The sequence below is a fragment of the Rhizobium tumorigenes genome, assembly GCF_003240565.2.
GTDB lineage: Bacteria > Pseudomonadota > Alphaproteobacteria > Rhizobiales > Rhizobiaceae > Rhizobium > Rhizobium tumorigenes.
On the sequence record NZ_CP117259.1, the window covers coordinates 267495 to 279061 of the forward strand.

The window sequence follows — 11567 nt, forward strand, 5'->3', positions numbered from 1 at the left end:
TATAGAAGCGGGCAAGAGCATCTCCAGCACTGTCAGATGATCCCGCCACTTCCGCCCGTGGACGCCGGTCGGATGGCGCTGACCGTCGCGCGATATCCGCTGGCCCGATAGGTCGCAACGGGGTCGATGGCGCCGCCAGCACGGCGGCGTGCCTCGGCCAGGATTGGCTCGACATCGGCGCGATAGGCGCGTTTCAGCGTGTCGGATGCCATCAGTGCGTCGTTGGCATCCTGATAGCCCGATAGCGCTGTGCGATCGACCAGCAATGCCTGGGCATAGGCGCGGCGTATTTCGTTGGCGCTAGAGATCAGGCTTTCGATCGGGTCAGTGACGTTGTGCGACTGGTCGATCATGTGCGCCGGTTGGAAGCCTTTGACGCCGCGGTGTTCGGCATCGACCAGTTCGTTGAACACGAGGAACAGGCGGTAGGGATCAATCGAGCCGGCGTCGAGGTCATCGTCGCCGTATTTCGAATCGTTGAAGTGAAAACCGCCGAGCTTCTCGAACTGGATTAGCCGCGCGACGATCATCTCGATATTGGTGTTCGGAGCGTGATGGCCGAGATCGACGAGGCAGAAAGCCTTGGGACCGAGCGTCTGGGCGATCAGGTAATTTGTGCCCCAGTCCTGGACGATGGTCGAATAAAAGGCCGGCTCGTACATCTTATGCTCGGAGAAGATACGCCAGTCGTCCGGTAGGGCCTTGTAGACTTCTGCCATCGACGAGAGGTAGCGCTCGAACGCCTTGGTGAAGTTGCTCTGGCCCGGAAAGTTCGAACCGTCGCCGATCCACACGGTCAGCGCCTTAGAGCCGAGCGCGTTGCCGATCTCGATACATTCGATGTTGTGCTCGATTGCCTGCGTCCGCGTGTCCGCGTCGACATGGCTGAGCGAACCGTACTTGTAGGAGTGATCCTGGCCCGGTGCGTCCGAGAAGGTGTTCGAATTCATCGCGTCGAAGGAGAGCCCCAGGCTTTCGCCCTTGGCCTTGAGATCGCGGACGTCGGTCTTGTCCCAAGGAATATGCAGCGACACGGCGGGCGTTGCACGGGTCAACTGGTTGATGACCGCGCAGTCGTCGAGCTTGTCGAAGATGCCGCGCGGCTCGCCGGTGCCGGGGAAGCGGGCAAAGCGCGTTCCGCCAGTGCCGACGCCCCAGGACGGCACGGCGACGAAAAATTCGGAGACTTTCTGCGTGACGGCCTCGATGTCGATGTCGCGGCGATCGAGGCTGGCGCCGAGCGCCTGATAGTCCGCGTTCAGCGCACTGGCACGCTTTTCGTTCTCCTGCGCAACGACATCCTGCGCGATCTTGAGCTCAACCATAAAATCCTCCCTTGGCGCGGCGAACAAAAGGGCTTCCCCCAGCGTTCTACCGCCCGAACTACCAATTCATGAACGAGGCGACCTTGGATATCATACGCGTACTGCTCGCAATCTTCCTGCCACCGGTTGGCGTCTTCCTGCAGGTCGGTCTCGGCCTGCAGTTCTGGCTCAACATCCTGCTGACATTGTGCGGTTACTTTCCGGGCATCATCCACGCCCTGTGGGTAATCCTCCGGAAATAGCCTCAGCGGGTGAAAGCCTGCGCGTTGCCAGCATCGACATTGATGATGTTGCCGGTCGACTTGGCCGACACATCCGACGTCAGGAAGTAGATCGCTTCGGCAATGTCTTCCGGAAAGACGTTGAGCTTTAGCAGCGAGCGCTTGCGGTAATGTTCCTCGAGATCGTCTATCTCGATCTTTGACGACGCCGCACGCTGCTCGCGCCATTCGCCATTCCAGATTTTGGAACCGCGCAAGACTGCGTCCGGGTTGACGGTGTTGACGCGGATGCCGGCGTCTGCACCCTCCAGCGCGAGGCAACGGGCAAGGTGGATTTCTGCCGCCTTGGCCGTGCAATAGGCCGCCGCACCCGGGGAAGACGCCAGTCCGTTTTTCGAGGCGACGAACACGACGTTGCCGCCGAGATTTTGCTTGCGGAATAGCCGGAAGGCCTCGCGTGACACCAGGAAATAACCGGTCGCGAGAATATCGATGTTGCGATTCCACATCGATAGCTCGGTCGTCTCGATCGGTGCAGACGAGGCGATGCCGGCGTTGGAGACGAGAATGTCGATGCCGCCGAATTCGACACAGGCCTCGGCGAAGGTGGAAATGACCCCCTCTTCCTTGGTGACGTCGAGCCTGACGCCGCGCACGGCGTCGGCGCCGAACTGCTTTGCGAAATCAGCCTTTGTTGCTTCAAGCGCCGCTTCATCAATGTCGGCGAGCACGACGCATGCGCCCTCTGCTATCAGCCGCGAGGCGGTGGCCCGTCCGATGCCGCCGGCGCCGCCGGTAACGAAAGCGACGCGGCCGGCGAGGCTCTTAGGCTTCGGCATACGCTGAAGCTTGGCCTCCTCGAGAAGCCAGTATTCGATGTCGAATGCTTCCTGCGCCGGCAAGCCCTGATATTCGGAGACTGTCGACGCACCGCGCATGACATTGATGGCATTGACGTAAAACTCGCTGGCGATGCGGGCCGTGGCTTTGTCTCGGGCAAAAGACAGCATGCCGACGCCGGGGATGAGGAAAATCACCGGATTGGCGTCGCGCATGGCTGGCGAGTTAGGATGCTTGCAGCTCTCGTAGTAGCTGGCGTAATCGGCGCGGTAGTCTTCCAGTGCCTTGTCGAGACCGGCAATGACCGCATCGACGTCAGGCATGGAAGGATCGAAATCGACGATGAGCGGCTTGATCTTGGTGCGCAGGAAATGGTCGGGGCAGGAGGTGCCGAGTTCACCCAAGGGTGCTAAATGCCTGGAGTTGACGAATTCGAGCACGGCATCCTGGTCGTCGAAATGGCCGAGCTTGCGCTCTGCCTTGCCGATGCGGCCGCGAATTTCGGGCATCAGTTTGGCAGCGATAGCGCGGCGGTCTATTGCGGGCAGGCTCGTCATCACCGCGCCGCCGAAAATCGCCTTGCCTTCGGTCTCTTTTGCAAACCAGACGATTGCCTTGTTGATGATGTCGAGCGTCAGCTCATAGCAGGCCTTGGCGTCATCAGCCCAGGTGAAAAGGCCATGGCTTTCGAGCACGACACCTTTGGAATGCGGATGGTCCTTGACGAAGGCGCTGAGGTCGAGGCCGAGCTGGAAGCCCGGACGGCGCCAAGGCAGCCAGCCGATGTCGTCGCCAAAGATCTGTTGCGTCAGTTCCTTCGAGTTTTTGGAGGCGGCGATGGCGATGATGGCGTCCGGATGCATGTGGTCGACATGGGTAAAAGGCACGAAACCATGCAGCGGCGTGTCGATCGAGGCGGCGCGGCTGTTGAGGTTGAAAGTGCAATGGGGCAGGAAGCCAACCATGCGGTCCTCGTCATCGAGACCCTTGTAGAGGCCCTTCAGCGCGTCGAGCTTGTCCTGGTAGAGAGTGGCGAAACCATCGAGCTTGATCGTGCCGACATCGCCTCCGGAACCCTTGACCCAGAGCACTTTGACCTTCTCACCGGTGAGCGGATCGGTTTCCATCACCTTGGCTGACGTGTTGCCGCCACCGTAATTGGTGATGCGCTTGTCGGCACCGAGCAGATTGGAGCGGTAGAGCAGCTTGCCCGGCTCATCCAGCCCGGCAGCGTAATTATCGTCCCAACGATTATCGAGAAGCCTGATATCAGCCATGTCTTCCTCCCATGTCGTATCCGGGCGTTCTGATCGCAATTTGCCGCCCATTGTTGCGAGGGTATCGCTCACTGAAACTCTCTTTGTCAATCGAAAACGATCATATTCAGTTATGTTGCGGCGCAATATGAAATTTTGTGATCGTTTTTGATTGACACATTGTCACCGTTAAGAAATAAACGGCGCCAGGAGGGGACGATGCACGAGCGCGAACGCCATCGCATTATTATCAGCGCAGTCCAGGAAAAGTCGGTCGTCACAGTTCAGGATATTGCCGAATTGACCGAGGCTTCCGAGGCGACGATCCGCCGTGATATTGCTGCCTTGCATGTGCAGGGAAAGATCCGCCGCGTCCGTGGCGGCGCAGAGGCCGTGCATCCGCCGCAACTGGGCAATCTCGCCGGCCGTCCGTTCCGTGTGTCCGAATCCGTCAATATTGACAAGAAGCGCGCAATCGCTCGCCAGGCTGTCGAGCTCTGCGACCCCGGCGATGCGATCATCATCAACGGCGGTACGACGACGTTTCAGATGGTGCATTTCATGGCCGCCCATCGGCTGCAGGTGATGACCAATTCGTTTGCCATCGCCGAGCATCTGGTCAAGCATTCGAAAAATTCGGTGACGGTGCCGGGCGGCGCGATCTACCGCGAGCAGAGCCTGATCCTGTCGCCTTTCGACAATGACACGACGCGCAATTTCTATGCGCGCAGGATGTTCATCGGTGCCCAGGGCGTTGGCCCGCTGGGGATCATGGAGGCCGATGCGCTGATCATCCAGAGCGAACAAAAGCTGATGCATCAGGCGGATGAACTGATTGTCATGGTCGATTCCAGCAAGTTCCATCGCCGGTCGAGCCTGATCTTGTGCCCGCTCGACCGGGTGACGACCGTTATCACCGACGACGGAATCTCGGAGGAGTCCGTCAGAATGATCGAAGACGCAGGCGTGGGGCTCGTGATTGCGAGCGTCGCGGCATCGCAGTCGGGCAGGGAGGATTCCTCGTCGGTCGCATAATCGAACCGGCGTGGCGTGACGCAGACCAATCAACTGGGAGGAAGAGACATGCATATTGTAAAGAAACTGGCGATCGGCGTTGCGCTGGTCGCAGCCTTGATGTCCGGCACGGCAAACGCCAAGGACATCAAGATCGGCCTCGTGGTCAAATCGCTCGGCAACGGCTTCTTTGAAGCGGCCAACAAGGGCGCCCAGGAAGCGGCCAAGGAACTCGGCGGCGTCGAGGTCATCTACACAGGCCCGACCACGACGACGGCCGAAGGCCAGATCGAAGTCATCAACTCGCTGATCGCCCAGGGCGTAGATGCCATCGCCATCTCGGCCAACGATCCAGATGCTGTCGTGCCGGCCCTGAAGAAGGCGGCCCAGCGCGGCATCAAGGTGATCTCTTTCGATTCCGGCGTCGCAAAGGCCGGCCGTATCCTGCAGCTCAACCCGTCATCCAACGAGTTGATCGGCAAGATGTGCCTGACGCTGGTCAAGGATCATCTCGACGGCGGCAAGGGTGACTTCGCCATCCTGTCTGCCACGACCACCTCGACCAACCAGAACATCTGGATTGCCGAGATGAAGAAGCAGATGAAGGACTTTCCGGGCATGACCCTCGTCACGACCGTCTACGGCGACGATCTGTCGGACAAGAGCTACCGCGAAGCGCAGGGCATCCTGACCTCGCATCCTGAAGTCAAGGTCATCGTTGCGCCGACCACCGTGGGTGTTCTCGCCGCCTCGCAGGCTGTTAAGGATGCCGGCAAGATTGGCCAGGTCTATGTCACCGGTCTCGGACTGCCCTCGGAAATGGCCGGCGCCATCAAGTCCGGCGCGACCAAGGAATTTGCCATCTGGAATCCGATCGACCTTGGCTATTCGGCCACACAGATCGCCTATCGCCTCGTCAAGGGTGAGACCAAGGGTGCGCCAGGCAGCGAAATCCCGGCCGGCCGCATGGGCAAGATCAAGGTCGACGACAAGGGCGAAGCCGCCATGTCCGATCCCTTCGTCTACAATGCCTCCAACATCGATCAGTTCTCGAAAGTCTTCTGATCGCCTGTCAGCCAAAGCTCACCACCCGGCGGCACCGTGCCGCCGGGACTGGAAATCTTAACCGGTAGACCGCTGATGACTGCTGCCCTTCAATACCCCGTCGTGGATAGCCCGCCCGTGTCGGAGACGGCGATCCTGGAAATGCGCGGAATTTCGCAGATCTTTCCGGGCGTCAAGGCACTCGATAATGTCAGCATTGCGCTCTATCCCGGCAAGGTGACGGCGCTGATCGGCGAGAACGGTGCCGGCAAGTCGACGCTGGTGAAGATTCTGACGGGCATCTACCGGCCGAACGAAGGCGAGATCCTGGTCGATGGCAAGCCGACCACATTTGCGAGCGCCCAGGCTTCGATAGATGCCGGCGTCACGGCTATTCACCAGGAAACGGTGCTGTTCGACGAGTTGACGGTGGCGGAAAACATCTTCCTCGGCCACGCGCCGCGCACGGCATGGCGGACGATAGACTGGAAGACGATGAACAGCCGCGCCAAGGCGCTGCTCGTGTCGCTCGAAAGTGCCATCGACCCGACGATCCGCCTGAAGGACCTGTCGATCGCCCAGCGCCATCTCGTCGCCATCGCCCGCGCACTGTCCATAGAGGCCCGCATCGTCATCATGGACGAGCCGACGGCTGCCCTCTCGCGCAAGGAGATCGATGACCTCTTCCGCATCGTCGAGGGCCTGAAGGCCAAGGGCAAGGCGATCCTGTTCATCAGCCATAAGTTCGACGAGGTCTACGAGATTGCCGATAATTTTGCCGTCTTCCGCGATGGCCGGGCCGTCGGCCATGGTCGGCTGAAGGACACGCCGCAGGACGAGATTGTCCGCATGATGGTCGGCCGCGACGTCAAGGATGCCTTTCCGAAGATGGCCGTCGACATCGGCGCCACGGTCCTTGCCGTCGAGCGCTATTGCCATGCGACGGAATTCCGCGACATCTCGTTCGAGCTCCGCCGTGGTGAAATCCTCGGCATCTACGGGCTCATCGGCGCCGGCCGCTCCGAAATCTGCCAGTCGCTGTTCGGCATCACCAAACCTCTTTCGGGCAAGCTGACGCTGGACGGCAAGGAGATTGCCATTCGCTCGCCGCTGGATGCGATCCGGGCCGGCATCGTCTACGTGCCGGAGGAGCGCGGCCGCCATGGGCTGGCTTTACCGATGCCGATATTCCAGAACATGTCGCTGCCCTCTCTGGTGCGCACATCGCGCAAGGGTTTCCTGAACGCTGCGAATGAGCTGGCGCTGGCCCGCAAGTACGCCGAGCGGCTGGACCTGCGCGCGGCTGCCCTGTCCGTGCCTGTCGGCACCCTGTCTGGTGGCAACCAGCAGAAGGTGGTGATCGGCAAATGGCTGGCGACGCTGCCAAAGGTCATCATCCTCGACGAACCGACCAAGGGCATCGACATCGGCTCCAAGGCTGCCGTCCACCAGTTCATCAGCGAACTGGCCGCCGAGGGCCTCAGCATCATCATGATCTCGTCGGAGCTGCCTGAAATCATCGGCATGGCGGATCGGGTGCTCGTCATGAAGGAAGGCCTGTCGGCAGGCCTGTTCGACCGCGATGCGCTGACGCCGGAAACCCTGGTGCGCGCCGCCACTGGCAATGTTTAGGATAAAGCCATGTCCCGTCTCCTGAAAAAGCGCGAAACGCTGCTGTTCATCATCATTCTGGTGATGATATCAGGCTTTTCCACCCGCGCTGCGGGTTTCGCCGCGCCCGGCAACCTGTCCAACATCTTCAACGACACCTCGATCCTCATCATCTTGGCACTGGCCCAGATGACGGTAATCCTCACCAAGTCCATCGACCTGTCGGTTGCCGCCAACCTTGCGCTGACCGGCATGGCGGTTGCCATGCTGAATTCCAGCTTCCCAGGCATTCCGCTTGCGGCCCTTATCCTCGTCTCCATCGTTATCGGCGCAGCACTCGGCGCTATCAACGGCTACCTCGTCTGGGCGCTGGAAATGCCGCCGATCGTCGTTACCCTTGGCACGCTGACCATCTATCGCGGCATGGCCTTCGTGCTGTCGGGCGGTGCCTGGGTCAACGCGCACCAGATGACGCCGGTCTTTCTCAACGTCCCGCGCACCATGATATTCGGCCTGCCGGTGCTTGGCTGGATCGGCATTGCCGTTGTCGCGCTCATATACTTTATCCTGAAATTTACGCCCTTCGGCCGCGCCGCCTACGCTGCCGGCGGTAATGCCGTCGCCGCCGTCTATGCCGGCGTCGATGTTGGCCGGACGCGCTTCTTCGCCTTCGTTCTCTCCGGCGCGCTGGCGGGGCTCTCAGGCTATCTCTGGGTGTCGCGCTATGCGGTCGCCTATGTAGATATTGCCAACGGCTTCGAGCTCGACAGCGTCGCCGCCTGCGTCATCGGCGGCATCTCGATTGCGGGCGGCGTCGGCTCTGTGGCCGGCACCGTGCTCGGCGCACTGTTTCTCGGCGTCATCAAGAACGCGCTGCCTGTGATTGGAATCTCGCCGTTCACGCAGATGGCGATCTCCGGCACCGTTATCATCCTCGCAGTCGTCTTCAATGCGCGCCGTGAACGCAATCGCGGCCGTATCATCCTGCGCGACAAGGCGGCCCGGGACACGATCACAACCGAGGTGGCAGCATGAGTGCCGTTCCCGAGACACAGACCGAGCGACGCGCCATTCCCGATAGGCTGGGGACACCCTTCCGGCGCATCATGGCCAGTTGGGAGGTGCTGCTGTTTGGCGTCGCCATCCTGATCTTCATCTTCAACTCGCTGGCCTCGCCTTACTTCCTCGATGCCTACAATCTCTCGGACGCGACATACAATTTCACCGAAAAGGCGATGATCGCCTTTGCTATGGCGCTGCTGATCATTGCTGGCGAAATCGACCTGTCGGTTGCAGCGATCATTGCGCTTGCCTCGACCGCGATGGGATATGCGGCGCAGGCGGGCGTCGATACCGTCGGGCTGGTTGCCATCGGCCTTAGCGTCGGGCTGCTGTGTGGGCTGTTCAACGGCATTCTGGTCTCCGTGCTAAAGCTGCCGTCTATCGTCGTCACCATCGGCACGATGAGCCTGTTTCGCGGCATTTCCTACATCGTCCTCGGGGACCAGGCGTTCGGGAGCTATCCTGAAGACTTCGCCTTCTTCGGACAGGGTTACGTCGTCTGGGTTTTCTCATTCGAGTTCGTGCTGTTCCTCGTGCTTGCGATCCTGTTTGCCATCCTGCTGCATGCCACCAATTTCGGACGGCAGGTCTATGTGATCGGAAACAATGAGTTTGCGGCGAGGTTCTCCGGCATTCCGGTCGAGCGGATAAAGTTCATCCTCTTCCTTTTGACCGGCGTCATGAGCGGTCTGGCCTCGGTCTGCCTCACCTCGCGGCTCGGCTCGACGCGGCCATCGATAGCGCAAGGGTGGGAGCTGGAAGTGGTGACCATGGTCGTGCTCGGCGGCGTGTCCATCCTCGGCGGCTCCGGCACTATCGGCGGCGTCGTCATTGCTGCCTTTGTCATGGGCCTCGTTACCTTTGGCCTCGGCCTGCTCAATGTTCCTGGCATCGTCATGTCGATCTTCATCGGCCTGCTGCTGATCATCACCATCGCGCTGCCCATCATCGTGCGGCGCATAAAGGCCATGAGCGGCAAATGACCGGCGATTTCGAAAAGTGCGCTTTCAAGATGCGGCTCCATCCCGGCATGGAAGCCGAATACCGCCGGCGTCACGACGAGATCTGGCCGGAACTGGTCGACTTGCTGCACACCTCCGGGGCCAGCGACTATTCCATCCATCTCGACCGCGAAACCAACACGCTGTTCGGCGTGCTGACGCGGCCGAAGGATCACACGATGGCGAGCCTTCCGGCCCACCCGGTGATGCAGCGCTGGTGGGCGCACATGGCCGATATCATGGCCACCAATCCGGATAATTCGCCTGAGCAGAGCGATCTCGTGACGCTCTTTCATCTGCCATGAGCGCGGCTTTCCAGCGCATCGCCGTCCTCGACATCGGCAAGACGAATGCCAAGGTGGTCGTGCTCGATGCCCGGACCGGTAGGGAGGTCGCCGTCGTCAAGACCGGCAACAGCGTACTGCAAGACGGCCCCTATCCCCACTACGATATCGAAGCCTTGTGGTGCTTCACGATGAAAGCGCTGGCCGATTTCGCGGTTGCGCCGGGTTTCGATGCTGTGTCGATCACCACCCATGGGGCTTGTGCCGCATTGCTCGATGCCGACGGCGCGCTCGCGCTGCCCGTGCTGGATTATGAGCATCCCTACGACCCGGCCATTCGCGCGGAGTACCTCGCTCTGCGCCCGGATTTCGCCGAAACCTTCTCGCCCTCGCTTGCCGTCGGCCTTAATCTCGGGGCGCAGTTGCATTACCAGAAGACGGTCTTTCCCGAGGCCTTTGCTAGGGTTGCGACGATTCTTACCTATCCGCAATACTGGGCCTGGCGGCTGACCGGCGTAGCTGCCAACGAAATGACATCGCTCGGCTGTCATACGGATCTGTGGCTGCCGGCATCCGCAGACTACTCGCCCCTCGTTGACCTGCTTGGCATCCGTGCCAAAATGGCGCCGATCCGCTCGGCGTTCGATGTCCTTGGGCCGATCTCTGCTTCGCTCGCCGCCGAGCTAGGAGTTGGCGGTGAAATTCCGGTCTTCTGCGGCATCCATGACAGCAACGCTTCGCTGCTTCCACACCTGATCGATCGCCCCTCACCCTTCACTGTAGTCTCGACGGGGACATGGGTGGTCAGCTTTGCCGTTGGCGGCGATATGGATGGGCTCGATCCTGGGCGCGACACGCTCGCCAATGTAGATGCCTACGGTCGCGCCGTTCCCTCGTCGCGGTTCATGGGCGGTAGGGAGTTCGAAGTGCTGGCGAGAGCGTTCGGCGACGTCGCCCCCGAGGATTCCGAGAAGGCGGTGAGTGCCGTCATCGAGCGACGTCTGATGCTGTTGCCAAACGTGGTCCCCGGCTCAGGTCCCTTTCCCGGCGCGCAAATGCAATGGTTGAACGACGCGGAGGCGACAGTCGCAGAGCGCTGCGCTGCCGCCGGGCTGTATCTCGCTCTCATGACGCAGGCCTGCCTCGATCTGATTGGCGCCGGTGGCAGCGTTGTCGTCGAGGGACCGTTTGCGCTCAACCGCATCTATATAGCGGCGCTTTCCGCCCTTACCGGCCTAGATGTCGTCGCGCTGCCGGGCTCCACGGGCACCAGCCTCGGCGCTGCACTGCTGACGGGCATCGCTCCGGCGGCTCTCACCTTGCTAGCGCAGGCCAGCCTCCCTCTGCCCCCGCTCGATGACTATAGCGCGCTCTGGTATCAGCGCACGCGATAGCCTCCTCGTCGCACTTCCCTACCGCCGGCGATTTCGGCCGGTATTGCGTCTTCGTGTCTTGCCAAGAGTGGCGGTTACCACAGATAATATATGAGACGATTGGCAGCTATGGCTGTGCCGCGTATCGATCAAGCCAGCAACACTCAGGAGTCGGGCCTCGCGCGAGGGGGACGCTATGCCAAAAACGCCAAAGAATCCTCTGCTGCTTGCCGACGACAGCGACTGGCGCTGCCGGGAGTCTCTCCGCCGTGCGGTGGAAAGGGTGGTGCGCGAAGCCCTCGACGAAGGCTGGAAGCCCGAGGACATCGCGATCTCACTCGTCGAAGTCGCTGACGAACACATGGACCAGATGATAGGCGAGGCGATCTGCCCCGATCACCCCATCGTCATTCATTGAAGACTTTCCACTATCGTTTGAAGTAAGCGTAACGACTTCGGAGCCTATGCGGGCAGACTTCCGCAGGTGCTTAACGCTCAATGCCAACATGCGCTGAAAAATCGATTTCCTGCCCGCC

Annotated in this window: 11 protein-coding genes; 9 read left to right on the forward strand and 2 right to left on the reverse strand. The window is 60.7% G+C overall.

Going from position 1 to position 11567, the window contains the following annotated elements:
• Positions 1–32 precede the first annotated feature (32 nt).
• Positions 33–1325, reverse strand: a complete 1293-nt coding sequence (gene rhaI / locus PR017_RS26855; RefSeq protein ID WP_111221140.1) for an L-rhamnose catabolism isomerase — start codon at positions 1323–1325, stop codon at positions 33–35.
• 83 nt (positions 1326–1408) lie between these two features.
• Here rhaI and PR017_RS26860 point away from each other — a divergent pair, with 83 nt between their 5' ends.
• Positions 1409–1567, forward strand: coding sequence for a YqaE/Pmp3 family membrane protein (locus tag PR017_RS26860; protein WP_111221244.1), 159 nt, complete (start codon positions 1409–1411; stop codon positions 1565–1567).
• A gap of 2 nt (positions 1568–1569) precedes the next feature.
• Here the strand turns inward: PR017_RS26860 and PR017_RS26865 are convergent, their stop codons facing one another.
• Positions 1570–3663 carry a bifunctional rhamnulose-1-phosphate aldolase/short-chain dehydrogenase gene (locus PR017_RS26865; protein ID WP_111221141.1) on the reverse strand — a complete coding sequence of 698 codons (2094 nt, stop codon included), beginning with the start codon at positions 3661–3663 and terminating at the stop codon, positions 1570–1572.
• 198 nt (positions 3664–3861) lie between these two features.
• Here PR017_RS26865 and PR017_RS26870 point away from each other — a divergent pair, with 198 nt between their 5' ends.
• From PR017_RS26870 to PR017_RS26905, 8 genes are all read left to right on the forward strand, one after another.
• Positions 3862–4677 (forward strand): DeoR/GlpR family DNA-binding transcription regulator, encoded by an 816-nt coding sequence (locus tag PR017_RS26870; RefSeq protein ID WP_111221142.1) that lies wholly within the window; start codon positions 3862–3864, stop codon positions 4675–4677.
• 48 nt (positions 4678–4725) lie between these two features.
• Positions 4726–5721, forward strand: a complete 996-nt coding sequence (gene rhaS, locus PR017_RS26875) for a rhamnose ABC transporter substrate-binding protein (RefSeq protein WP_111221143.1) — start codon at positions 4726–4728, stop codon at positions 5719–5721.
• A 75-nt stretch (positions 5722–5796) separates the two neighbouring features.
• Positions 5797–7332, forward strand: coding sequence for a sugar ABC transporter ATP-binding protein (locus PR017_RS26880; RefSeq protein WP_111221144.1), 1536 nt, complete (start codon positions 5797–5799; stop codon positions 7330–7332).
• A gap of 9 nt (positions 7333–7341) precedes the next feature.
• Positions 7342–8346 carry an ABC transporter permease gene (locus PR017_RS26885; protein WP_111221145.1) on the forward strand — a complete coding sequence of 335 codons (1005 nt, stop codon included), beginning with the start codon at positions 7342–7344 and terminating at the stop codon, positions 8344–8346.
• Entirely contained in the window at positions 8343–9356 is a 1014-nt protein-coding gene (locus tag PR017_RS26890) for an ABC transporter permease (RefSeq protein WP_111221146.1), read from the forward strand. The genes PR017_RS26885 and PR017_RS26890 overlap by 4 nt, the downstream gene beginning before the upstream one ends.
• Complete coding sequence (gene rhaM, locus PR017_RS26895; RefSeq protein WP_111221147.1) at positions 9353–9679, forward strand: L-rhamnose mutarotase; 327 nt, start codon at positions 9353–9355, stop codon at positions 9677–9679. Before PR017_RS26890 ends, rhaM begins: the two co-directional genes overlap by 4 nt.
• Positions 9676–11052: an FGGY-family carbohydrate kinase gene (locus PR017_RS26900; protein ID WP_111221148.1), complete on the forward strand. Its 1377-nt coding sequence runs from the start codon at positions 9676–9678 to the stop codon at positions 11050–11052. The genes rhaM and PR017_RS26900 overlap by 4 nt, the downstream gene beginning before the upstream one ends.
• A 175-nt stretch (positions 11053–11227) precedes the next feature.
• Complete coding sequence (locus PR017_RS26905; protein ID WP_111221149.1) at positions 11228–11449, forward strand: hypothetical protein; 222 nt, start codon at positions 11228–11230, stop codon at positions 11447–11449.
• The last annotated feature ends 118 nt before the right edge of the window (positions 11450–11567 follow it).